Here is a 24,317-nt window from a genome sequence, read left to right on the forward strand (position 1 = left end):
GGGTCAGCAAGACGAGCGAGACGGAGTGAAGGCTATCACCTGCGCCGACAAAGCAAACATGGTGCGCGTCCGCTTCCCTACGACGGCATGACCCGTACAGTTCGAAGGGACTCTCTCAGCCACACCCGAGCAGCGCGGCACCCCCAACGTGAGCACCCAAGTTACTGGAATCGCAGGACTTTAGCAAGAATATTGATATCTTTCGGCGGCGCTCGCTGCTACGGAAAGGCACTCCGCGGACACCGTCTATTTGGCGATCGTCGGACAACTGTCGAGTCAATGGCGACGCACTGACCATCGTAAGCTATGGATTTGGCACATCCTCAAGAACGCGGATCGGTACCGTCAGCCGGGCACGCCGATCACACTCACCCTGGAGAGCACGGAGACCACGGCGACGGTGATCATTCACAATGTCGGCCAGCCGATTGCTGAGGATTTCCTGGACAAGATCTTCGAGTACGGCGTTTCCGAGCATGCGGAAGCCGGCGCCAACGGTAACCGCGGCCAAGGTCTCTTCGTCGCCAAGACGTACATGGCCAAGATGGGCGGGACAATCACCGTTCGCAACGTGGAAGATGGCGTGAGTTTCGTGCTGACATTACAGCGGATGCGGGTTGGAGGGGCGCAGTAAGGTCCCCCAACGGGTTCCAGGAAGACGATCGCGTGCTTCTGCCGGATACTACTGCAGCGCTAATATAGAGCCAAGAATCCAGCACCGGCCTTGACCGATCATTGCGGACGGCGATGATCGGGGCGCTTGCGAGTGCATAATTCGTGAAAAGAAATGCAGGACACGAACAACCGGCGGCCCTCGCCTCGACTGTACCCGGGCCGGCCCTCTGGCTTCCCGGCCTCAAAAGCACCGGTTTTGAAAGGAGCGACATGAGCAAGACCACGATCGATGGAGAGCCACCGTCGGATGGAACGGCGTCTGAACAGGGCAACGACCGACTGTCAATCCCTGCAGTCGAATCGGGCGCGCTGGCAGCCCGTTTGAAGGTGCTCATCAGACCGGGGTCGGTTGCATCTTTTGCCAAGCGATGTGGCCTCGCGGAATCCGTCCTCCGGGCGTACATCAGCGATGGGCGAATGCCATCGCTGGACAAGTCTCTGGCCATTGCCACCGCCGGGAGCGTCACCCTTGACTGGCTCGCGACAGGACGCGGCCGACGCGCCACTGCCCAAATCCTCGCGGTTGACACCACGGCCTCTGGCAGCCCCGGCGATGCTGAAGAACTAGAAACCCCTACACTCGACACCGTCGTACTCGAAGGCATCCTGAAGGCCGTCCTCGAAGCCCAGGGCGATCGCGCGACACCGGAACACCTTGCCGCCTTGACCGTCGATCTGTATCAACGCGCCATGGTTCTTGACCAGCCGGAATAGACGCCCCGGGCCTTTCGGCCCGAGGTTATCCGCAACCCTCGCCCTTTCGCCGACCAGCGGAGTGTCTCCTCCCGCTTCCGGCAAGGGAAGGGTCATCGCCCCTCGACAGAACGAACGCCGTTTGGCGTGACGAACACGACTCAAGCCTGCCGACGGGCAGCAGGCGATGGACCGCGACCCGTTCGTTCGCGATCCATCGCCTGAAGGAGGATGTCGAGGAAGACTCCCCGCAGCTTCCACGCGAGTCGCCTCCAGAAAACCTCAGCGAATGCTCACTGTCCCCGCCTTCCACGCTGGAGACTGCCTCCGGTAGAAGACAGACAGCGAAGAAGGTTTGTCGGCCCAGCGTTCGACCTCCAGGCTGGACAGGTTCAGCAACTCGAAGCTGATCTTGTAGCGGCCGTCCACCTTCGCCTCACGGGCGGCGAGCATCTTCGTGCGGCCCGGCACCCATCCGGCGAATTCGACGTAGCCAAGGTCGGGGGGTGTCGGTCGCCGGCGGTACGACATCGAGAATCCAACCCGTTGGTTCCTGGCGAAAGACCCACATCTCGCGCCAGGTGTCCAGCGGCTGCACAGCCAGGGTCAGGGCGCCCCCCTCGGGGTGAGTGACGGCCGATGCCGACCAGACGATACCGTAGGTACAGCGCCTGAGAAGCGGGTTCTTCACGTCGTGTCGCGCATCGACCAGATGAACGCAGGTCTCGCCTGGTTCACCGGGAGTGGTGACGATCCCGAGACCGACCGGCGCCTTGATCGGCTCGAGCGGGAGCCCGGGCTCGGCGGCCCAGCGCGAAGCGCCCACACGAATCGCGGCGTCGCTGTAGGTCGCGGCATCGCTTTCCGCCAACTCGTGTTGGTTGATCGCCGCCAGTTCGTCCACCGCGCGGTTACCTGCCTCGGCAACGGCCGCGGTGCCGAGTTCGGACCGTCTCGCCCGTTGCCAGGCGAGACTTGCCCACACCCCGGCCTTGCGCAGGTGCAGGCGGTTCTTGAGGACCTCCGGGAGCTGGGACGTGTCGATCCGGTCCAGCACTTCGGCCCGCCAGTTGTCGAGAGCGAACCGCTCGACCGGCGTCAGCCTCGGTGAAACGCAATCGTGACGAGTGAGCGCCAGAGCTGCCAGGGCTTTCTGCAGATCGCTCGCCGGCAGCGCGAGGACACGGCGGAAGGCGTCGCCGTCGTAGCAGAGCTGGACTTGATCGTCGCGCTCGACGCTGACCATGGTCACGCCGTAAGCGGCGGCGACTTCGAGATGTTCGCCAACGGCGCTGTCGGGTCTCTTTGCCCGGCGCGAGCTGGCGCTTCGGGCGAGACGTTCGGCGAAGGTGCCGAGCGCGTCGAACACTTCGCCATCGATGGCTTCCGCGGGTGCCGCCTTGAGATAGGCGGCCGCATAGCTGATGCCCAGGGCTTCCGCCCCGGGCGTGTCGCGCAGAAAACGGACCACGGCAAGCAGTTCGGGAGCGTTTTCCGGTTTCAGCGACTGCGGCCGAACCTGGCTCGCGCGGACGTAGCCGGCACGTTCCCGGCGATGGTCGTAGACCTGCAGGTAGTCGCCCTTGGTGCCACGGATTTCCAGGCTGTCACCCTGCCACAAGACGGCATGCTGGGCGGCGCTTTCCCGCGGGGCGGCACGCAGGCCGGCCTGATCCTGGGTGACGATGGCGATGATGGTGAGTGCGGTGGCCAGCATGGTCATTGCCCTCCCTCGGAACTGTCTTCTGCGGCTCGACCGTCCGGCGCCTCATAGCGTCCTGACGGCGCAGGCGTCCCTCGACCGCTACCGAGCAAGGCGGCACCGATGAAGCCGCCATCGCGGGGCGGGGGCGCGATGATCACCGAAATCTTGTCGGAGAGCTTGTCGGCCATCGTCTTCTGGATCAGGAGCGGATGCTTGTCGATCAGCGCGCCGTCACGCGCCAGCTGCTCGCTGGCGACTTTTCCCATGCGCTCCTGCCGATATGCTTCGGCGTCGGCCAGCTGCCGGCGCGAATCGGCTTCGCCGGCCGCCTCGATGCGACGCGACTGGGCGGTGGCTTCGGCGCGCTTGATCCGGGTCACCTTCTCGGCCTCGGCCTCTAAGCCGCGTTGCTCGATCTGTTTCTGTTTGAAAGGCAGGACGTGTTTCATCGCTTCAGCCTGTGCCTTGGCGGCGATGACCTGCTCCTGGCCGGCGGCCTCGGCGGCGGTTTCCCGGCGAACCTTCTGGGCCAGGGCTTCGAGTTCGCTCTGCTTGACCTGCTTGTCTTTGAGTTCCAGCGTGTAGCGCATTTTTTCGCTGGCGAGCTCTTCGGCGAGCAGGGTTTCCATGCCCGACCGGTAGTCGCGCGGCAGGTCCACCTTGCCCAGGGTCACCGACTCCAGAACAATCCCGTCAGCCGCCAGGCGGGGTTTCAGTTCGCGCTCGATGGACTCCTGGATGTCCTGGCGTTTGCTCGAGAAAATCTCGCGCACGGTGTAGCGCGACAGGGTCTTGTAGAGCACACCCTGCACCACCGGCTCGACGATCTCACCACTGACGTCCTCGGGCAGGTTCCTGGCCACGGCCACGATCTGTTTCGGGTCGAGCGCGTAGCGCACCGAGATGTCGATGCCCAGCGAGAGCCCCTCTACCGACTGGAAAGGCGCAGGGCCGTTGGCTTCGAGTCCATCGATCGGGCGATAGACCTGGTCGCGCAGCGAGAAGCGGCGCAGCTCGTGCAGATGGGGAATGACGACCGCGGCGCCTTCGTGCACTTCGACCGAATCGCCGGTGAGCTGATTGAGGCGGATGCCGACTTCCCCACGACCAATGCTCTGCACCGGGGGATTCGTGTAGAGGGCGTAACCGCCGACGGTGAGCACACCGAGCGTGGTGAGGCCAACGGCGTGACGACGGATGGCGCTGCCGCAGCGGACAGCCAGCGAACCGACACCCGTAGCCGCGCTACCCAGCGCGTTGCGAACGTGTTGGGCAATCTTTGTGAGCTGTTCCGACATGATGTTTCTCCCCACAGCATGATCTTCGATGAAAGGGACGAGAGCCCCGCCGCGGGGTCGGGAAGATCGGTCCGCACCCCGGTTCGGCATGGAATCCATGGTCGTCCAAGTGCTGCGGAGGGTTCAAAGGCGACGCGGGGGCAGTTTCGTCACGGGCCGGCGGCTTTTCTACCGGGAGGTCGTCATTTCTTCAGGGGTGTGAACAAATCTTCACAACCTGGCCGTGAACGTGCCCGTCAAGCGGGGGGATCTGCGACGTGTGCAGGCGGCTGGCCGCTGAAGAGCCCTTCCCTTCCTCGGCGAAATGCGTCCTCCGTGGTCGCTTTTCGAATGCCGCTGGGCCGACCGTTTCCATAGCATCAGGTGCACTGGCGGCGCACTGAACGCGCGAAGGAACGTTGAACGCTCCTCTTGTGTGCCTGCAGGTTTCCTGCAGTACGTCTGCCAGGCTTCGCTGCCCACTTCCGGGCGCGCTGGTCAATGACGTGACCCAGGAGAAAACCTGACATGACAGTTCTCGGAATCGATATCGGCTATTCCAACCTCAAGTTGGCCTGCGGTGACCCCGGCGGCGAACCCCGGGTTCTGCTGCGACCCGCTGGCGCTGCGCCGGCCGACCGGCTCGGAGAAAAGATTGCCAGCAACGGCGAGGAAGATTTCTTGCGCGTGCTGGTCAACGGGGAACCGTTTGTCGCCGGTCTATCGCCGGATCGCGCCGAGCTATGGAGTCGCGAGTTGCACGAGGACTACCCGTCGACGGCCTCTTATCGCGCCCTCTTCCATGCCGCGCTTCTGCTCGCCGAGCGTGACGAGATCAATCGCGTCGTCACCGGGCTTCCGGTCACTCAATATCTCAACCCCGAGTTGCGCGAGCGCTTGGCCGGGCAGATGCGGGGAGAGCACGAAATCACGCCGCGGCGGAAGATCACGGTGAACCAGGTCAAGGTCGTCCCGCAACCCGTGGGAGGCTTCGTCGACTACGTCTGGGGATTGCCGGATGCCTCGGAAATCGAGGATAGCCGGGTGCTAGTCGTTGACCCCGGATTTTTCTCGGTCGACTGGGTTCTGATCAGTAACGGCGAGCTGCGGCGCCAGTCGTGTGGCACGAGCCTGGAGGCGTCTTCGGTGATCCTCGACGAAGCCGTTCGCCTGATCGCGCAGGATTTTGGGGGCAACGTCGGCAGAGAACGTCTGGAGCACACGCTCCGCAAAGGACACGCGCAGGTCCGCCTTCTCGGCGAGCGGGTCGAAGTCGCGCCCTACCTGAAGAAGGCTGCCGACAAGGTCGGGCCGATCGTCACCACCCGCTTGCGAGAATCCCTGCGGAAGGAGAACGCGAGCGCTGACCTGGTGCTGCTGGTAGGCGGCGGCGCGGGGTTCTTTGAGGAGGCGATCAAGGACGCGTTCCCGCAGCTCAAGGTGTCGACGCCGGAGGCGCCGGTTTTTGCGAACGTGCGCGGGTTCTGGCGGATGGGCGCTTGAGATGTCGTCGCTGCGCATTGTGGTGAAGATTCCGACGGGCACCTACCCGGAGTTGCTTGCCGATCTTGGTACCGTCGCGATACGAGAGCGGGCAGAACGGCTCAGAGTGCTGGCCATGATCGGCTTGAGGGACTTGCGTCAGGGTTCGTCACGAGGTCAGGCTCCGGCGAACTTGCAGCATCCGATGGAGGGAGAGGCAGCCGATGGGAAGCAGTCGGCGAATACGATCATTCGGAAACTGGCTGAGGGGCTGTAACCCCGAGCAGCACGAGCGTTCCGGTGCGATGAGCAGCCCCGAGAAAAGCTCGGTTTGCCGCCGACGCCCGACCGACCCTGTGGTCCCGCAAGCCTGCGAGCACCCGAAAAGAACGTTGTGCGCGCCTCGCAACCGAGCCGACGCGCGGTCTAATTGGTTGCTGGCAACGCCTAATTCTTGGGCGGCGGAGCGTTTCGCTTGGCGGAGGCCGGGCCAAGGCAGCTATCCGCGGTTTATCCACCGCTTACCCACAGCGTTACCAGCAGGTTCTGGGGACAGAAGCCAACGGTCCCGATTTTGCGCAACAAGAACTCTAGCGGACGTTCGCGGCTTGACTGGGTGGGCCCTTCCCTGGCGTTGCGCTTTTCCGCAAGATGCCCTTAACGATCATTGCAGAGCCGGCAGCCACCCCGTATCATGAAACATATTGAAGCGCGGTCTGCTCGTCGACCAAAGTTAGAGGCACCAGGGGTGGTGCTTGACAGAGGCATCAGAGTGGGTCCGCCCGGCTCTTTTCCTGGCATCGCGACGTCATCGTCGGCGATGCTTTTTTTGCGCCCCAAGATTGCGTTGTTTCACATTAACGGACAAGAACGACGAGAACGAGGTTCGAGATGTCGCATGCAAAGCCCACTTCCCGGGTGAGGGAACGGCCTGGCGCAGGGCTCTGCGGCAATCGAGCGAATCGCCTTGAGCGCTTTTCAGCGGGAAGCCCCCGACCACCTGCCAAGCTTGGTACGTCAAACGATGGCGCACCCGTTTTTCGATCGCCAGAAAACGAGCAATCGCCACGCGCTGGTAACTCGCTTGGCCTTCGTCGAAGACTCCATGGGGTCGCTTCCCGGGCGACTTCTCCAACGACCGGAAGAACTTCAGCTTCTCCGTCCCGCTGAAGACGCTTCTCCTGGTATCGACTGTCGCGGCTGACAAAAAGACTTGACCTCACCGCTACCGCTACACGCGAGACCTTTACTGAAAGCGTCTTTCTTCCCAGGAGTGCCAGCGATGAAGATGCACATGCAGAGTTTTGGCGAGATCGAGGTTGAGGGCGCGCGTTACGTCTACGATGTCGTCATCGAACAGGGACGTATCCGAAAGCGGGCGAAGGGGCCCTCGAAGACCTATCACGCAGCGTATGGACTTACACCCTTTCCGCCGAAGAAGCCATCCCTTGGCACCGGAAACGACTGTACATTGGAACGGGGATGTACGGCGCGTTGCCCATCATGCCCGCTGTCTCTGACGCCGGCGAGGAGAAGGGCATCGAGGTGGTCGCGCTGCCAACCGGGGAAGTGTGCGGCAAGCTGGAGCGGCTGAAAGCGGACGACATCAATGCTGTCCTGCACGGGACCTGTCTTGCGGGGAAACAGCCAGCACATCTGACCTTGAGAGATTTGATGCAGCAATTTCCGGTGGAGTGGGCGAGGCAGAGGTTGCAGTTCGGGAGCAATGGTGGCTGATCTTGGCTGGGTGATGCTTCTGGCTTCTGATTTCAAACTGTCCTATTCTCGCAGTTAACGACCCTATCCTCTTCTGCCGAGAAGAGGTGCCAGGGCTGCAAGCGAGGGCCGCCTACCGGCCGGGTTCGAGGCGGATCGAAGAGGAGGAACGGTATGGGTGTTTCAGTCGTCACAGGTGCAAATCGTGGGATCGGTCTCGAACTCGCACGGCAGCTCAATGCACGCGGAGCGATCGTGGTTGCGGTGTGTCGCAAGAGCTCGCCGGAGCTCGACGCGCTCGGAGTGCGTGTCGAATGCGAGATTGACGTCACTGAGCCTGCAGCGTTGTCAAAGCTCGCCGAACGCCTCGCACACGACGACATTGACCTCTTCTTGGTCCAGAACGCGGGCCTGCTCGTTGGCGACTCGCTCGAAGATGTTGATCTCGACGCGGTGCGCGCGCAGTTCGAACTCAACGCCATCGCGCCGCTCTTTCTCACGCGGGCTCTCGCCTCGCGCCTTCATCCAGGCTCGAAGGTCGCGCTCATCACCAGTCGCATGGGCTCCATCAGCGACAACACCTCCGGGCGCTACTACGGCTACCGTATGAGCAAGGCGGCGCTTAATGCGGCCGGCGTCTCCCTGGCGCACGACCTCAAACCCCGAGGGGTCGCTGTAGTCATATTGCATCCGGGCGCGGTGCGCACCGAGATGACCGGCGGCCAGGGCATGATCGAGACGGACGAGTCTGTTCGCGGGCTCGTGCAGCGCATCGACGAGCTCGAACTCGAGACCACCGGACGATTCCTGCACCAGAATGGCGAAATCCTGCCGTGGTAAGACTGGGATCCGGGCACCCCGGTCGTGCTGGCAAATGGCGTCGTTCTGCGAATGGACGTTAGAGCAACCGTCCGACGATCCAGATGTGGTCAAGCTGGCGGAAACCTCGGGCAGCGGCTTGAAATGGCTCGACATGACGTTGTTTTCGGCCGGCGAAAAGCTTGCGGCGATCGCTTTGAATACAGGCAGTATTTTGGCTGACAGAACGACGGCCGTTGCGCACGTAACGCGATCGGCGTTGGCCCGCTAGCGGCAGATTGTTCGCGGCTGCACGAATTTGGGCGAAATTGACGCCCTGCTGCACCGGGAGGGGATCTATTCATCCTTTCTCTCCACCTGGCGCAAGAAGCGCGCGGCAATCGAACAGGCCGCATTCGAACCACAGAGGCGCGGACGAAAGGCCGACCCCGCGCTGGCCGAGGCCCGGCGACTTGATCAGCTCACGCGGGAGAACGACCGCCTGCGTCGCCAACTCGCCCAGGCCCGCAGGCCAGATCGCGGCTTGGTTTTACGTTCGATAACCTATTTTATCAATAGTAAAATGCCTGCAAGCTGTTGCTCACGCTCGATCGCCGCTGTATTAGTATCTAATACACAAAATCAGCCCAGAAAGGAGCCGTCATGCCGAGAAACACTAGCGTCACCCTGGGTGAACACTTCGAGGGCTTCATCGCCCAGCAGATCGATGCCGGACGCTTCGAGTCCAAGAGCGAGGTGGTGCGCGCCGCGATGCGGCTGCTCGAAGAGCACGAGCAAAAAGTGAGCGCCTTGCGTCAGGCCCTGATCGAGGGCGAGACGAGCGGCGAACCGGTGCCCTTCGCGATGGCGTCGATCATCGAGGAGGCACGCCAGGAGGCACGCCAGGAGGCCAAGAGCGGTTCCGTGGATGCTTGAACTGCTTGTTCGTCCGCGCGCCCGCCGCGACCTCAAGGAGATCTGGCGCTACACCGTTCAGCAATGGGGCGCCGCGCAAGCGGATCAGTATCTGTATGACCTCGACCGAGAGATCCAGGGGCTTCTGAAGTTTCCCGAGTTGGGAACGCCGTACGATCCTATCCGAGCAGGCTATCGGCGGCTGCAAGTGAAACGTCACCTGGTGTTCTATCGCCGTAACGGTCAGCGCCTTGAGATCGTTCGCGTGCTTCACGACGCCATGGATGTCAAAAGCCACCTATGACCCGGCGTGATCTTGTCGAAGGATTGGACGACCACCCCGTGAGCGACACCAGCCCCCTCCCCGCCCCCCCAGCCGTCGCTTCCCGGCTCCTGACCGCCGAACAGTTCCAGCGCCTGGCCGATGTTCCCCCCGAAATCGAATGGTTCGCCAATCTCGGCAACAAGGCCACCCGTCGCGCGTACGAAAACGCCCTCGGGGATTTCATGAAGTTCACCGGCATCGTGAAGCCCGAGGAATTTCGCACCGTGACCCGCGGCCACGTCATCGCCTGGCGTGACGACCTGGTGCAGCGCGCCTTGAGCGGCATGACCGTACGGCATCGCCTGGCGGCGCTGTCGTCGCTGTTCGAGTCCCTGTGCGAAAAGAACGCCGTGACCCACAACCCAGTCAAGGGCGTCAAGCGCCCGCCGGTGGAAAGCTACGAAGGCAAGACCCCGGCCCTCGGCGACCACCAGGCGCGCAAGCTGCTCGACGCACCCGACGGCGCGTCGCTCAAGGGCAAGCGCGACCGCGCCATCCTGGCCACCCTGCTCTATCACGCGCTACGCCGCGAGGAGCTGTGCCGGCTGAAGGTCAAGGACTTCAAGCACGAGCGGCGCGGGGTGCCGCACCTCAAGGTGTTCGGCAAGGGCGGCAAGATCCGCTATGTCCCGCTGCACCCCGCGGCCAGCGGCTTGATCGGCGACTATCTTGAGGTCGCCGGGCATGGCGCGGACAATACGGACGCACTGTTCCGGCCCATCCGCAACAACTGCACCGGCACACTGGAAAGAGCGATCACGCCCGACGCAGTTTACAAACTGGTACGGCAATACTCAACGGCGCTGGGTTTCGCGATCGGGGCGCACGCGTTGCGGGCGACTGCTGCGACCAACGCGCTTGACCACCAAGCCGACATCGCCAAGGTGCAGGAGTGGCTGGGTCACGCCAACATCGCCACTACGCGCATTTACGATCACCGCAAGACCCGGCCGGAGGACAGTCCGACGTTCAAAGTCGCCTACTAGCGAATGCTCGCGTCCTCTATCAGTCACAAACCGCCACTGGGTTGTTGCTCTGATTTCCGCCGCGACATCCTGCCGACGTGCCTCATCGCGCCGGGGTCGCGCCGGGCGTTGTGTAGTTTGCCACCGCTCCCGAGCGGAAGTGCCGCGTAAAATTCGCCTATGATCCGCTCCGAACTCATCAACCGACTCGCTGCCCACTTCCCGCAGTTCACAACCAAAGATACTGAACTTGCGGTCAAGGCCATTCTTGAAGCGCTGAGCAACACGCTGGTGAAGGGGGACCGCATTGAAATACGCGGTTTCGGAAGCTTCGGGCTCAACTACCGGCCGCCCCGTACTGGGCGCAACCCAAAAACCGGTGAGGCCGTGCGGGTTCCAGCGAAAGCTGTGCCCCACTTTCAGGCGGGGAAAGAACTGCGTACCAAGGTCGACTCGGGCAGATAAGCGCTTCTTGATTGCGTTCTGTTCGTGCGCCGGTATGTATACAGCATGTATTACAGAGCGGAGCTGATGATCTCAGATCGGTCATCAACCGCCGCTGGGGATTGTTCTGCGTAGCCGACGTTCGTTCAGCTCGATCACTCGGAGGCCGCCATCGGATGCGCCATCACCCGCAGTTAGTCAACTCGTGGCGATGCGAGATTTATCTTCGTCAGACGTTGTTCGATGATGCCTAACACTTCGCGCAGCCCTTACGCTCGCACCTCGGAAACCCTAATTGCATTGCGCATACTCGGGTGCTGATCGACAATGCAGGGCCTTAGACTGAATCTACGAGAAAATAGCGAAAAATCAACGGACAAAGAAACTCGAACAGCTCCTCTCCCACGCAGCAATCCGTAGAAGCGTTTCCTTAGGGGCAACCACGGCATCCGCCCAGGCTAAATAGAAAGATGATTACTCTCGATACCCTCACGCCTGGTCTTGCGCTCACGGGACTTGAGCCCAGCGGCATTGGAAGCGTCATTGCCGTAGTTCCGATTGCCGACGGTGCGGTGCAAGTCATCTATCGGACGTCCGATGGTGGCGTCAAAGAGCGCCTGCTCAACCGGGTGGATGAAGCCACCCTGTCGATCGCCACCGTAGAACGGCCTTGGTCATTCGATGGCGATGGCGATGCGTTCAAGCTCACCGTCGAGGCGAAACGCATTGATCTCGCCTTTCTGTTCGACCCGATGATGGCCGTCCACACCTCAAACGTGGAGCCGCTGCCGCACCAGATCACCGCTGTTTACGAATCCATGCTGCCGCGTCAGCCGTTGCGCTTTGTGCTGGCGGACGACCCCGGCGCGGGGAAGACCATCATGGCGGGGCTTTATATCCGCGAACTCATCATGCGCGCCGACGCCCGGCGTATCGTCATCGTCGCCCCCGGCAGCCTGGTCGATCAGTGGCGCGAGGAAATGTTCGAGAAGTTCGGCCTGGAGTTCCGTGTCTTTACCAGAGACCTGGAAGCTGCCACGCCAAGTGGCAATCCGTTTGAAGACATTGACCACCTCATCGTTCGCCTAGACCAGATGGCGCGCAACGAAGAACTACAAGAGAAGCTCTGCGCTGCGGGATGGGACCTGGTTGTTTTCGATGAGGCGCACAAGCTCGCCGCCCACTTCTTCGGCAACAAGCTGGAGAAGACGGGCCGCTTCAAGCTGGCCGAGAAGCTCGGAGCGCAAACGCGCCATCTCTTGCTGATGACGGCTACACCGCACAACGGCAAGGAGGAGGACTTCCAGTTGTTCCTCTCACTGCTCGATTCCGACCGCTTCTATGGGAAATTTCGCGACGGCGTGCACAAGGTCGATTGCTCCGATCTCATCCGTCGCATGGTGAAGGAGAAACTGGTCAAGTTCGATGGCACCCCGCTGTTCCCTGAGCGCCGCGCATACACGGTCAACTACGAGCTTTCCAAGCTTGAGTCTGCGCTCTACGAAGCCGTCACAGAGTATGTGAAAACCGAAATGGGCAAGGCTGACCAACTCGACGGCAAACGCAAAGGCTCGGTGGGTTTTGCGCTCACAGCCCTCCAGCGCCGTCTCGCCTCCAGCCCCGAGGCTATCTTCCAATCGCTCAAGCGCCGCCGCGAACGTCTCGAACGTCGCCTGCGCGAAGAACGAATAGGCATACGCGGCCAGTCAATCCTCGCCGAAACTCTCGCTGAAGTGCCCGAAGACGACGACGACCTCAACGCCGAGGAGCAGGAGAATCTGGAAGAAACCTTGGTCGATCAGGCCACCGCTTCGCGCAGCATCACCGAACTCGAAGGCGAAATCATCATCCTGCAATCCCTCGAACAGCAGGCCAGGGCGCTGGTCGCGTCCGGCAGGGATCGCAAGTGGGACGAACTCTCGCGCATCCTGCAAAACGAACCGCAGATGCACGATGCCGGCGGGCGGATGCGCAAGATCATCATCTTCAGCGAGCACCGCGACACGCTGAACTACCTGCAAGAAAAAAATCGCCGGGGTACTGGGCAGCCATGACGCCATCGTCGTCATTCACGGCGGCGTACACCGCGATGACCGGCGCAAGGCGCAGGCGCTGTTTCGCTCCGACCCCGACATCCGCGTGCTGGTGGCCACTGATGCCGCCGGTGAAGGCATCAACCTACAAAACGCCAACCTGATGGTGAACTACGATTTGCCGTGGAACCCCAACCGCCTCGAACAACGCTTTGGGCGCATCCACCGCATCGGCCAGCAGGAGGTCTGCCATCTCTGGAATCTGGTCGCCAAGGAAACCCGCGAGGGCGATGTTTTTTTCCGGCTGCTTGAAAAGCTCCAGGTCGTGAGCGAGGCGCTTCATGGCCAAGTCTTCAACGTCCTCGGTGAAGTCTTTGAAGACAACAGTCTCAAGGACATGCTGTTGGAAGCCATTCGCTACGGCGACCAGCCGGAGGTGCGCGCTCGTCTGAATCAGACCATCGACAACGTTCTCGACCGCGAGCACCTGATGACCATCCTCAACCGCGACGCGCTGGCTCAGGAAAGTCTCACTCCGGAGCGCCTGTTTGCGGTGAAAGAAGAAATGGAAAAGGCCGAAGCCCGCCGCCTTCAGCCGTACTTTGTCCGTTCCTTCTTCATGAAAGGCTTCGAGTCGCTGGGCGGCTCGATTTACCCGCGTGAGTCCGAGCGTTTCGAGATTACCCATGTTCCCGCTGAATTGCGTGAGCGCGACCGCCTCATCACCGGGCGCAATCGGCGCGATCTCGCGCCCGTCCTACGCCGCTACGAGCGGGTGTGCTTCACCAAGGCCGCCGTGCGCCCGACCGACCGCCCCGGCCTCGCCTTCGCCAGCATGATTCATCCCGGCCACCCGCTGATGCTCGCCCTCAGCGATGTCCTGCTGGAGCAGCACGCTAATCTGCTGCGTCAGGGCACCTTGCTGGTTGACCCGGCAGACGACGGCGATCAGCTTTCCTTGCTCTTTCTGCTCACCCACGAAGTGAAGTCCGGCGATGGGCAAGTCATTTCCAAGCGCCTGCAATTTGTTCGCGTCCTGCCCGACGGCAGCGCCACCTTTGCCGGTTGGGCACCGCACCTCGACCTCGAACCTCTCGCACCGGCCGACCGCCCGCTCTTGGCTGAAACCATCGCTGCGCCGTGGCTCACCGCCGGGCTGGAAAATCGCGCACTCGCGCTCGCCGCCCAGACACTCGTGCCTGAGCACTTCAGCGAAATCGCCGGACGCCGCATCGCCCATGTGGACAAGACCCTCGCCGCCGTCCATGAACGCCTGACCAAGGAGATCGATTACTGGTCCGACCGCTTCATCAAACTCACCGACGACAAGGCCGCCGGTAAAGACGTGCGGCTCAACCTCGAAAACGTCCGCCGCACCCTCAGCAATCTGGAAGCCCGGCTGGAGAGCCGCAAGAAAGAACTCCAGTCCATGCGCCACGTCACCTCCGCCACGCCGGTGGTGCTCAGCGGTGCGCTGGTCATACCGACGGGCTTGCTCCGCCGCTTGCGTGGCGATGTCCCTGCAGTGGGGGCATTGTTCTCTGCCGACCCGGCAGCCCGCTCGCGCATCGAACAACTGGCCATGAACGCCGTGCGCCTCGCCGAAGAAGCCCGTGGTTGCTGCGTCGTGGATGTCTCGGCGCAGAAATGCGGCTGGGACATCACCTCATACGCCCCCCGCCCCAGAGGGCCGCCTGTCCGAAGCCCGCCACATCGAAGTCAAAGGCCGCGTCAAAGGCGCAACCACGGTGACGGTGACCAAGAACGAAATCTTTGAAAGCTGGAACCAGGGCAACAAGTACCACCTCGCCATCGTGATCGTCGGCGAAGGTGACGCCATCGACGGCCCCTACTACGTGCCGCACCCCTTCAAGGAAGAGCCGGGCTGGGGCGTATCTTCAGTCAACTACGACCTAAAAGCGTTGCTGCTTAGAGCAACCCAATCGGAGAATAGTCTGTGAAGCTAACCAAACTGCGTGTAGACAATTTCCGCTGTTTCGCCGCGCTTGACTTAGAACTGCATTCACAACTCACCGTTCTTGTCGCCGAAAATGGTCAAGGTAAATCGACCTTGCTGGATGCCGCTCGTATTGCGCTGTGGCCGTTTGTGAGTAGTTTTGATCTGGCGCGAAACGCATTTAACGACCCTGGCAACGCGATAGCAATTGACGATGTGCGCCTGGTGAAACTCGACACTGGCGATATGGCTCGACAACTTCCATCTCGCGTTCAGATGACAGGCGATTTTGGCATCGGACAAGAAAGGACCTGGATTCGTTATCGCGATAAAGAGGCAAAACTAACCAAAACGAAAGATGACGGCGATACCGGCTTTATGAAGCAATGGGCAGGGGCGATTCAGACACAGATTCGAGACCCAGCCAAGCCAACGCTTGGTCTCCCTGTATTTGGTTATTACGGTACGGGGCGACTTTGGGCACAAAAACGGCTAACAGAAACCACCAAGGGCCAGGACGACACACTGAAGACCGATTTCTATGTGCGGACGTTTGCCTATCGCAATTGTCTCGACCCAGCCTCGTCCTATAAGCATTTCAAGGAGTGGTTTACCTGGGCCTTCGAGAGTTATCGCGAAGCACAAATTAAGCAACTGGAAAATCGTTCGACTAAATCGGATGTGTCTGCCGCGCAAGAGCGCATTCTCGTTGTGCAGCAAGTCATAGATATTTTTCTGCGCCCAACTACCGGCTGGCATACGCTGGAATACAGTGTGAGCCACGAGAAATCACTCGTTTTGCACCATGACCAGCACGGCACCTTGGAAGTGGATCTTCTGAGTGATGGCATTCGCAGCGTCCTGGCGATGGCGGGTGACATTGCGTACCGCTGTATCAAACTCAACCCGCATTTGGGTGGCAACGCTGCACGCGAAACCCAAGGCGTAGTCATGATCGACGAAGTGGATATGCACTTGCACCCGCGCTGGCAACAAGTCGTTCTTGACCAGTTGCAGCAGGCATTTCCACTCGTGCAGTTCATCGTCACCACTCACAGCCCGCAAGTGCTGAGCACCGTCAAGCGTGAAAACATTCGCGTGCTGGGACAGGATGCCAGCGGCGTGGCGATTGCCGAACCGCCGCTTGCCATGACCTACGGCGAACCTAGTGGCGACGTAATGCACAGCGTGATGATGGTAGACCCGCAGCCGCCGGTCATTGAAAAAGCCGACTTGCAGCGTCTGACTGCATGGGTGGATCAGGGTAACTACCTGAGCGCGGAGGCCAAACAGGTCATGCAAAGCCTCACTGCCGCGCTGGGAGAACAGCATCCGCAATTGCAGCGACTAAAACGCAGTATTCAACGTCAGGAGGCACTGAAGGGATGAGGGCCATTACCAAACAAGGCAATGGCGGCTATCACCTCAACCAGTCTCACGCCAATCCGCCACAAACCCATACGCAAGCCAGCAGCCGTTGGAGTCGCTTTGGTCACAAACAAGCGGTACTGCAATCCCTACTTTCCGAGCAGTACCACCTGTGTTGCTACAGCGAGATTCGTGCCGATCAGGAAGGCTTGGGCTATCACATTGAGCATGTCGAAAACAAAAGCCAGAACCCATCGCATACTTTCGACTATGCCAACCTCGCCGCGAGTGCGCTGCGTAGCGATGATTTGCCGAATTTGAACAGAGGCGAAGCGTTTGCCGGACACGCTACCGGAAAGCAGCAGGCATGCGATACCGCGAGGTTCATATCCTGTCATCAACCGAACTGCGCGCGCTACTTCGCCTATTTGTCCGATGGACGGGTTATCCCCAGCCAGAATCTTGATGCCCTTGAGCAAGATCGTGCGCAATACACCATCGACACGCTCAACCTCAACAGCCCCTATTTGCTGACGCGGCGGCGGCAATGGTGGAATGAGCTCGATTCGCTTTTCCAAGAACACAAAGCACAAGACTGGAGCCTGCCGCACCTGGCTGCTGTTGATCTTGTCCCTGTCGCCGGTGGCTTGAGTCGTTTCTTCAGCCTCACTCGCCAATTTTTCGGTCAAGTCGCCGAACAGACCTTACAGCAGTCCGCACCGGAACTCGTATGACCCACCCGATAAAATCACCCCGCAAGCTCATCGAAGTCGCCTTGCCACTCGATGCCATCAACAAGGCGTGTGCGAGGGAGAAGTCCATCCGGCACGGGCATCCTTCCACGCTGCATCTGTGGTGGGCGCGGCGACCGTTGGCGGCGGCGCGGGCGGTGATCTTTGCGCAGATGGTCAATGATCCCGGCTACCAGCAGGGCGGCGGGTTCAAATATGGAAAGAACAAGAAGGACGCCGCCATCGAGCGGAAGCGGTTGTTCAAGATCATCGAAGACCTCGTGCTGTGGGAGAACACCACAAAGGAGGAATTCTTAGAACCTGCCCGCGCCGAGATTCGCCGCTCGTGGCGGGAGGTGTGCGAACTGAACAAGGGCCACCCGCAGGCCGCCGAGTTGTTCAATCCCGACAAGCTGCCCGCCCTGCACGATCCCTTTGCCGGTGGCGGAGCCATCCCGCTGGAAGCGCAGCGGCTAGGGTTAGAGGCATACGCCAGTGACCTCAATCCCGTGGCCGTGCTCATCAACAAGGCCATGATCGAGATCCCGCCCAAGTTCGCGGGCAGGCCGCCCGTTAACCCGGCAGCAGTGAAGCGTGGCGAAAGCTCGGCTACGTGGAAGGGAGCCACAGGTCTGGCGGAAGACGTGCGCTATTACGGCGCTTGGATGCGCGAGGAGGCGCAGAAGCGCATCGGCCACCTCTATCCGCCGGTGGAAATCACGGCGGAGATGACGAAGGAGCGGCCCGACCTCAAACCGCTCGTCGGCCAGAAGCTCACCGTCATCGCTTGGCTGTGGGCGCGGACGGTCAAGAGTCCCAATCCGGCGTTTTCGCATGTAGATGTGCCACTGGCGTCCACGTTCATTCTCTCCAGCAAGGAAGGGAACGAGTCTTATGTGGTGCCCATAGTGGAGGGCAACCAGTATCGATTCACTGTAAAGATCGGCACTCCACCACAGGGCGCAGGGCAAGGAACAAAACTGGCCCGGGGGGCGAATTTCAAATGCATTCTGTCCAATGTCGCGATGGAAGGCGACTATATTAAGTCAGAGGGAAGAGCCGGGCGAATGGGTGGAAAGATCGTGGCCGTCGTTGTTGATGGCCCAAAGGGTCGAATCTTTATCGAGCCTACGCCAGCAATGGAGGTGTGCGCAAAATCCGCCAAACCCTCTTGGTCACCTGAGACATCACTCCCTGACGATCATCGAAACTTTTGGACGTTTAACTACGGCATCACCACATATGGAGGTCTCTTCACACTTCGACAGATGGAGGCCATGACGACCTTCGCCGAAATCATTGGGGAGGCGCGAACTAGAATTCGGGTTGATGCCCTAGCCACCGGGATGGATGACGGTGTTTGTCTTGATAAATCGGGCGAGGCATCTACGAAGGCCGGCGCTGTCGCTTATGCTGAAGCTGTCAGTGTTTACCTCGCATGCGCTCTGGGACGTGCGAGCGATTACTGGACGTCGCTTGCAACGTGGGAACCAGGCGGTGGCTTCGTTGCACATGGTTTCACGAAACAAGCGATTCCAATGGTTTGGGACTACGCAGAATCAAATCCATTTTCTGATGGCACGGGAAACTGGGAACAAACTTGCGTTAGCTGGGTCGTTCGTGTTTTACAGAATTTCACTCCTGCTGCAGGTGGGTTATGCAACCAGGCGGATGCGACCCGGCAGTCTTTTTCAAAAGATAAAGTGGTCTCCACTGATCCCCCTTATTACGACAATATCGCCTACGCTGACCTTTCCGATTACTTCTATATATGGATGCGCCGCAGTCTACGAAGTGTCTTCCCCGAACTATTTTCAACAATTGCAGTTCCCAAAATGGAGGAACTCATTGCTAGCCCACACCGTCACGGCGGCAACGTTAAGGCTGAATCATTTTTCCTTAACGGAATGACGGAAGCGATGAGAAGAATCTCCAACCAAGCACACATCGCTTTCCCCATTTCAATTTACTATGCATTTAAACAGTCTGAGACCAAAGCCGAAGGGGGGACTTCTTCGACGGGGTGGGAAACATTCTTGGAAGCGGTCTTTCAGGCTGAGTTGTCGCTTTGTGGCACATGGCCGGTCCGGACAGAAAGAGTAAATCGCTCGGTCGGAATAGGAACCAACGCTCTCGCCTCCAGCATCGTCCTCGTCTGCCGTAAGCGCCCATCAGATGCGCCCTCCATTTCCCGCCGCGAGTTCATCCGCGAGTTGAACAGCGTGCTGCCCGAGGCGCTCGACGAGATGACCAAAGGTTCCGGTGAAGAGCGTTCGCCCGTGGCCCCGGTAGACCTTTCGCAGGCCATCATCGGGCCGGGTATGGCGGTCTTTTCCAAATACGCCGCTGTGCTTGAGGCCGACGGCTCGCCCATGAGTGTGCGCACAGCCCTCCAACTCATCAACCGCTTCCTCGCTGAGGACGATTTCGACGCCGACACACAGTTCTGCCTGCACTGGTTCGAGCAGTTTGGGTGGGGAATAGGCGAATCCGGAGTCGCTGATGGCCTGGCCCGTGCCAAGAACACCAGCGAAAATGGTCTCGTTTCGTCTGGCGTTATCTTCTGGAAAGGCGGGAAAACACGCTTGCTCAAGTGGGCTGAATATCCCACCGACTGGGACCCGCGCACCGACCTCCGCCTGCCCGTCTGGGAAGCCCTGCACCAACTTATTCGTGCCCTGAAACAAGGCGGCGAATCGGCCTCCGGCGCGCTCCTCGCCGCCCTCGGCGGCAAAGCCGAAGCCATCCGCCAACTGGCCTATCGTCTATATACCCTGTGCGAGCGGCTAGGCAAAGCTGAAGATGCCCGTGCCTACAACGATCTCATCACCAGTTGGACCGGCATCGAATCCGCCGCCAACAGCGTGCCTAAACCTGCTGACCCGCAAGGGACACTCTTTGAAAGATAGAGGACCCAGTTTATGAGCATGAAACCCTGGCGCGAAGTCATAGTGCCGCATCCTGATGTGCTGAATGGCACCTTCCAGCAATCCGAGTTTGCCGCCGACCTGACCGCCGTGCGGACGGGCAGGGCAACCCCGGAATACGGCGACGCAAAGTCCTTTTACGAGCGTACTTTCATCACCGAGGGCATGGGCAAGCTGCTCACCCAGGTGGCGCAGCGGCTCAATGGCAAGGGCGGCGAACCGGTCATCCAGTTGCAGACCTCCTTCGGTGGCGGCAAGACGCACACGATGCTAGCGGTGTATCACTTGGCAAATCGCCAATGCGCGCTGGGCGATTTGGCCGGCATCCCGGCGCTGCTCGATCACGCGGGGGTGATGGATGTGCCGACGGCCAAGGCGGCGGTGCTCGACGGTACGGCCCATGCCCCAGGCCAAGCGTGGAAGCAAGGCAAGCAGGCGATCCGCACACTGTGGGGCGAGATGGCGTGGCAACTGGGTGGCACAGAAGGTTTTGCGCTGGTGAAAGAAGCGGATGCCAGCGGCACCTCGCCGGGCAAGGATGTGCTGTGCACGCTGCTGACCCAGTGTGCGCCCTGCGTGGTACTGCTGGATGAACTGGTGGTGTATATCCGCCAGTTTGTGGAGAGCCAGGCGCTCAGCGGCGGCACCTACGACAGCAATCTGTCTTTCATTCAATCACTGACTGAGGCGGCCAAGCTGGTGCCGAATGCAGTAGTGCTGGCATCCTTGCCGGAATCGAACAGCCAGGCCGGTGGGCCGCGTGGTGTGGCGGCATTGCAATCGTTGGAGGCGGTCTTCAATCGAGTGCAGGCGCTGTGGAAAACGGTGGCCCCCGAAGAGGCTTTCGAGATCGTCCGGCGGCGCTTGTTCGAGTCGATTCGTGACGCCAAGGCGCGTGATCTGGTGTGCCGTGCCTTTGCCGATGCCTATGTGGCCGAGGGTGCCAAGGTGCCGCAGGAAACGCAGGAAGCCCGTTACTTCGACAGGATGGTGCAGAGTTATCCCATCCACCCCGAAGTGTTCACCCAACTCTACGAAGAGTGGACGACCATCGACGGCTTCCAGCGCACGCGCGGTGTGTTGAAACTGATGGCCAAAGTCATCTTCCGCCTATGGCAGGACAACAACAAAGACCTGATGATTTTGCCCGGAAGTCTGCCGCTCTACGATGGCAGTGCGCGCAACGAACTGGTCTACTACCTCGGCCCAGGCTGGGACCCGGTGATCGACCGTGACATTGACGGCGAGCGAGCCGAGACCACGGTACTGGAAACGAAAGAAACCCGCTTCGGTTCGGTGCAGGCTGCCCGCCGCGTGGCGCGAACGGTATTCCTCGGCAGTGCACCGTCATCAGTGACCACCCGACCCGGCATACGTGGCCTTGACCGGGCGCGCGTGCTGTTGGGCTGCTTACAGCCAGGGCAAACGTCCTCGCTGTATTCTGATGCGCTGAACCGGCTGGCGGATCAACTGCATTACCTGAATTCGTCCGGAGATAAGGCGCAGGAAGCAACGCGCTATTGGTTCGACACCCGCGCCAACCTGCGGCGCGAAATGGAAGAGCGCAAGAAACGGTTTGAAGACGGTGTGGTACGCGGGCGCATGGCCGATATTCTCAAGCGACTTACCAGCAACGCGGCGTTCTTCGATGGCACCCATATTTTTACCCCGCACAGCGATGTGCCGGATGACAGTGCGCTGCGGCTGATTGTGTTGCCGCCTGAACAGTTCTTCTCGCGTGAAGAGTCTCGCGCTGCCTTTGAGGGCGTGCTTGAGCACGTCAGGAGCCACGGCACCACGCCTAGGTATCGCGGCAACCGTTTACTTTTCCTTGCGCCGGATCACGGTGCGCTGACCCGACTGCGCGATTGCATCCGGGTGTCACTGGCCTGGAACTCCATCATCGAAGAGTGGCGGCAAATCGACTGACGCTAGACAATCTCCAAACGAACCAAGCCAAGAAGGAACTGACGACAGCAGAGGACGTGCTGCCGCGTGTGGCGCGGGAGTGCTATAAGTGGTTGCTCTGCCCGACGCAGGATACGCCGACCGCAGCCAAACCAACGGTGGAGGTGTTCCCGCTCAATACCGGCGGCGCGGCGCTGGGGCCCGAGATCGAGCGGGTGTGCATCGACAACGTGCTGGTGATCACGATCTGGTCGCCAATCCATCTGCGTGATGAGTTAAAGAAGCTTTACTGGAAGGCAGGCAAATCAGCCATTGGCGGCATGGCTTTCTGGGAAGACACGCTGCGCTACCTCTATTTGCCACGCTTGAAGAACCGCCAAGTTCTGGAGCAAGCCATTGTCAAAGGCGCAGGCAGCCGAGATTTTTTTGGCACGTCTTACGGTCAGCATGAAGGCAAGTTCGACGGCTTCAAAGTCGGCGATGCCAATGTGCAACTGGACGACACGCTGCTGCTGATTGAACCCGATGCCGCCAAGGCGTATGAGGCGGCGCTTCCGCCTGGCCCAACACCGCCGGGGGGGGGCGGGGCCGGGTCCACTTCCGCCTGGGCCGGGACCGAAACCACCCGCACCTGTGCCGCCAGGACCGATACCGCCCGGATCCGCGCCAACGCCCAAGCACCGCGCTTTCCACGGCAACGTCGCCATCAACGCTTCGACGGCCAGAGTGCGGTTGGTTCAGGTGGCGGAGGAGATCATCGCCGTGCTCGTCGCCGACCCCAATGCGGACATCAAGATTACGCTGGAAATCCAAGTTGGCTTTCCGTCCGGCGCGTCAGATCAAACCAAACGGGCTGTCACGGAGAACGCGAAGATGCTGGGCTTTAAGAATGCGGATTGGGAGTAAAGCGTGATGACTTATCACAGGTTGATGCCACTGTCGGCAATGTGGAAGATGCGGACTGGAAGACCTGCGCTTCGGTTCTGAACGGGACTTACCGATATATCTCCAAGTCCAAAATGGCTCCAGCCGCTGCGCAGGCGCCGGTCAGTCTGGAATGCTGACATAGTATAGCGAATGTCGGCTTCTATTTTCCTTCACCCGCGCGTAAGGGTCGGTGGCAGCCGACCACCTCGCAATCCCTGCCGCATACAACGCGCCGCTTTTGGGGCGCTGCAGCATGGCAGGAAGGCAGTCCCCGAAAATTTGATGCCCGGTCTTGCCATGAGCCCCCCCAACATTCTTATCGCCTAGCGCCGCTCCCTCTTAGCGTGCAATTTGTCCCTTTTCGTGAGCCGACCCCATCTATGACCCGGCGTGATCTTGCCGAAGGATTGGACGATCTTCCCGTGAGCGACACAAACCCCCTCCCCGTCCTCCCGGCCGTTGCTTCCCGGCTCCTGACCGCCGAACAGTTCCAGCGCCTGGCCGATGTTCCCCCCGAAATCGAATGGTTCGCCAATCTCGGCAACAAGGCCACCCGCCGCGCCTACGAAAACGCCCTCGGGGATTTCATGAAGTTCACCGGCATCGTGAAGCCCGAGGAATTTCGCGGCGTGACCCGCGCCCACGTCATCGCCTGGCGCGACGACCTGGTGCAGCGCGCCTTGAGCGGCATGACGGTACGGCATCGCCTGGCGGCGCTGTCGTCGCTGTTCGAGTCCCTGTGCGAGAAGAACGCCGTGACCCATAACCCGGTCAAGGGCGTCAAGCGCCCGCCGGTGGAAAGCTACGAAGGCAAGACCCCTGCGCTCGGTGACCATCAGGCGCGCAAGCTGCTGGACGCGCCCGACGGCGTGTCACTCAAGGGCAAGCGCGACCGCGCCATCCTGGCCACCCTGCTCTATCACGCCCTGCGGCGTGACGAACTGTGCCGGTTGACGGTCAAGGACTTCAAACACGAGCGGCGCGGGGTGCCGCACCTCAAGGTGTTCGGCAAGGGCGGCAAGATCCGCTATGTGCCGCTGCACCCCGTTGCCAGCGGCTTGATCGGGGACTATCTTGAGGTCGCCGGGCATGGCGCAGACGATTCCGGCGCCCTGTTCCGGCCGCTGCGCAACAACTGCACTACTGGCGGACTGGAAAGAGCGATCACGCCCGACGCGGTTTACAAATTGGTGCGGCAATACTCAACGGCGTTGGGTTTCGCGGTCGGGGCGCACGCGTTGCGGGCGACTGCTGCGACCAACGCGCTTGACCACCAAGCCGACATCGCCAAGGTGCAGGAGTGGCTGGGTCACGCCAACATCGCCACTACGCGCATTTACGATCACCGCAAGACCCGGCCGGAGGACAGTCCGACGTTCAAGGTGGCCTACTAGAGAATGCTAGCGTCCTCTATCTGGCAGGACCGTCCACTGGGGTTTTGCACTTAATTTCCGCCGCGACATCCTGCCGG

The 24,317-nt window shown here is 60.7% G+C and carries 19 protein-coding genes and 3 pseudogenes; 18 read left to right on the forward strand and 4 right to left on the reverse strand.

Going from position 1 to position 24,317, the window contains the following annotated elements; genetic code table 11:
* Nucleotides 1-250: 250 nt before the first annotated feature.
* A complete protein-coding gene (locus E4Q23_RS20195) occupies nt 251-634 on the forward strand; it encodes an ATP-binding protein (protein ID WP_169068299.1) in 384 nt (127 codons plus the stop codon).
* A gap of 251 nt (nt 635-885) precedes the next feature.
* On the forward strand, nt 886-1,389 hold the full coding sequence (locus E4Q23_RS23330; RefSeq protein ID WP_211203860.1) for a hypothetical protein: 504 nt from the start codon (nt 886-888) through the stop codon (nt 1,387-1,389).
* A 261-nt stretch (nt 1,390-1,650) separates the two neighbouring features.
* On the opposite strand, the gene E4Q23_RS24995 is transcribed toward E4Q23_RS23330, so the two are convergent.
* From E4Q23_RS24995 to E4Q23_RS20210, 3 genes are read right to left on the reverse strand one after another with little or no spacing between them, the layout of a single operon-like run.
* Nucleotides 1,651-1,821, reverse strand: a complete 171-nt coding sequence (locus E4Q23_RS24995; protein ID WP_336511745.1) for a hypothetical protein — start codon at nt 1,819-1,821, stop codon at nt 1,651-1,653.
* Entirely contained in the window at nt 1,805-3,085 is a 1,281-nt protein-coding gene (locus E4Q23_RS20205) for a hypothetical protein (RefSeq protein ID WP_336511746.1), read from the reverse strand. The genes E4Q23_RS24995 and E4Q23_RS20205 overlap by 17 nt, the downstream gene beginning before the upstream one ends.
* Nucleotides 3,086-3,087: 2 nt before the next feature.
* The gene (locus E4Q23_RS20210) at nt 3,088-4,371 is read right to left on the reverse strand and encodes an SPFH domain-containing protein (protein WP_169068301.1); all 1,284 of its coding nucleotides are present in this window, start codon (nt 4,369-4,371) and stop codon (nt 3,088-3,090) included.
* A gap of 507 nt (nt 4,372-4,878) precedes the next feature.
* Between E4Q23_RS20210 and E4Q23_RS20215 the strand changes: the two genes are divergently transcribed.
* Both E4Q23_RS20215 and E4Q23_RS20220 read left to right on the forward strand, forming a co-directional pair.
* Nucleotides 4,879-5,853: a ParM/StbA family protein gene (locus tag E4Q23_RS20215; RefSeq protein WP_169068302.1), complete on the forward strand. Its 975-nt coding sequence runs from the start codon at nt 4,879-4,881 to the stop codon at nt 5,851-5,853.
* Nucleotide 5,854: 1 nt separating this feature from the next.
* The gene (locus tag E4Q23_RS20220; protein ID WP_169068303.1) at nt 5,855-6,109 is read left to right on the forward strand and encodes a hypothetical protein; all 255 of its coding nucleotides are present in this window, start codon (nt 5,855-5,857) and stop codon (nt 6,107-6,109) included.
* Between the two features lie 531 nt (nt 6,110-6,640).
* Here E4Q23_RS20220 and E4Q23_RS23335 read toward each other — a convergent pair.
* The gene (locus E4Q23_RS23335; protein WP_211203861.1) at nt 6,641-6,901 is read right to left on the reverse strand and encodes a hypothetical protein; all 261 of its coding nucleotides are present in this window, start codon (nt 6,899-6,901) and stop codon (nt 6,641-6,643) included.
* Between the two features lie 28 nt (nt 6,902-6,929).
* On the opposite strand from E4Q23_RS23335, the pseudogene E4Q23_RS24255 reads away from it, so the two are divergent.
* The 14 genes and pseudogenes from E4Q23_RS24255 to E4Q23_RS20290 all read left to right on the forward strand — a co-directional run.
* A pseudogene (locus E4Q23_RS24255) lies at nt 6,930-7,049 on the forward strand (DUF2905 family protein); the annotation flags it as partial.
* Between the two features lie 265 nt (nt 7,050-7,314).
* On the forward strand, nt 7,315-7,569 hold the full coding sequence (locus E4Q23_RS23340) for a hypothetical protein (protein WP_211203862.1): 255 nt from the start codon (nt 7,315-7,317) through the stop codon (nt 7,567-7,569).
* Nucleotides 7,570-7,722: 153 nt separating this feature from the next.
* A complete protein-coding gene (locus E4Q23_RS20235) occupies nt 7,723-8,388 on the forward strand; it encodes an SDR family oxidoreductase (protein ID WP_169068304.1) in 666 nt (221 codons plus the stop codon).
* A gap of 34 nt (nt 8,389-8,422) precedes the next feature.
* On the forward strand, nt 8,423-8,638 hold the full coding sequence (locus E4Q23_RS20240; RefSeq protein ID WP_169068305.1) for a hypothetical protein: 216 nt from the start codon (nt 8,423-8,425) through the stop codon (nt 8,636-8,638).
* 371 nt (nt 8,639-9,009) lie between these two features.
* On the forward strand, nt 9,010-9,282 hold the full coding sequence (locus tag E4Q23_RS20245; RefSeq protein WP_169068306.1) for a type II toxin-antitoxin system ParD family antitoxin: 273 nt from the start codon (nt 9,010-9,012) through the stop codon (nt 9,280-9,282).
* On the forward strand, nt 9,275-9,565 hold the full coding sequence (locus E4Q23_RS20250; protein WP_169068307.1) for a type II toxin-antitoxin system RelE/ParE family toxin: 291 nt from the start codon (nt 9,275-9,277) through the stop codon (nt 9,563-9,565). The genes E4Q23_RS20245 and E4Q23_RS20250 overlap by 8 nt, the downstream gene beginning before the upstream one ends.
* 38 nt (nt 9,566-9,603) lie before the next feature.
* Nucleotides 9,604-10,572 (forward strand): tyrosine-type recombinase/integrase, encoded by a 969-nt coding sequence (locus tag E4Q23_RS20255; RefSeq protein WP_169068308.1) that lies wholly within the window; start codon nt 9,604-9,606, stop codon nt 10,570-10,572.
* A gap of 159 nt (nt 10,573-10,731) precedes the next feature.
* On the forward strand, nt 10,732-11,016 hold the full coding sequence (locus E4Q23_RS20260; protein ID WP_169068309.1) for an integration host factor subunit beta: 285 nt from the start codon (nt 10,732-10,734) through the stop codon (nt 11,014-11,016).
* A gap of 449 nt (nt 11,017-11,465) precedes the next feature.
* Nucleotides 11,466-14,989: pseudogene (locus tag E4Q23_RS20265) on the forward strand (helicase-related protein).
* The gene (locus E4Q23_RS20270) at nt 14,986-16,374 is read left to right on the forward strand and encodes an AAA family ATPase (RefSeq protein WP_169068310.1); all 1,389 of its coding nucleotides are present in this window, start codon (nt 14,986-14,988) and stop codon (nt 16,372-16,374) included. Before E4Q23_RS20265 ends, E4Q23_RS20270 begins: the two are co-directional and overlap by 4 nt.
* A complete protein-coding gene (locus tag E4Q23_RS20275) occupies nt 16,371-17,087 on the forward strand; it encodes a retron system putative HNH endonuclease (RefSeq protein ID WP_169068311.1) in 717 nt (238 codons plus the stop codon). Before E4Q23_RS20270 ends, E4Q23_RS20275 begins: the two co-directional genes overlap by 4 nt.
* Nucleotides 17,084-19,993 (forward strand): DUF1156 domain-containing protein, encoded by a 2,910-nt coding sequence (locus E4Q23_RS20280; protein WP_169068312.1) that lies wholly within the window; start codon nt 17,084-17,086, stop codon nt 19,991-19,993. Before E4Q23_RS20275 ends, E4Q23_RS20280 begins: the two co-directional genes overlap by 4 nt.
* Nucleotides 19,994-20,005: 12 nt before the next feature.
* Nucleotides 20,006-22,825: pseudogene (locus E4Q23_RS20285) on the forward strand (ATP-binding protein).
* Nucleotides 22,826-23,268: 443 nt separating this feature from the next.
* Nucleotides 23,269-24,240 carry a tyrosine-type recombinase/integrase gene (locus tag E4Q23_RS20290; protein ID WP_169068313.1) on the forward strand — a complete coding sequence of 324 codons (972 nt, stop codon included), beginning with the start codon at nt 23,269-23,271 and terminating at the stop codon, nt 24,238-24,240.
* Nucleotides 24,241-24,317 lie beyond the last annotated feature (77 nt).

Origin of the sequence: Candidatus Accumulibacter phosphatis, from assembly GCF_012939955.1 — a bacterium.
In the GTDB taxonomy this organism is placed as follows: domain Bacteria; phylum Pseudomonadota; class Gammaproteobacteria; order Burkholderiales; family Rhodocyclaceae; genus Accumulibacter; species Accumulibacter delftensis.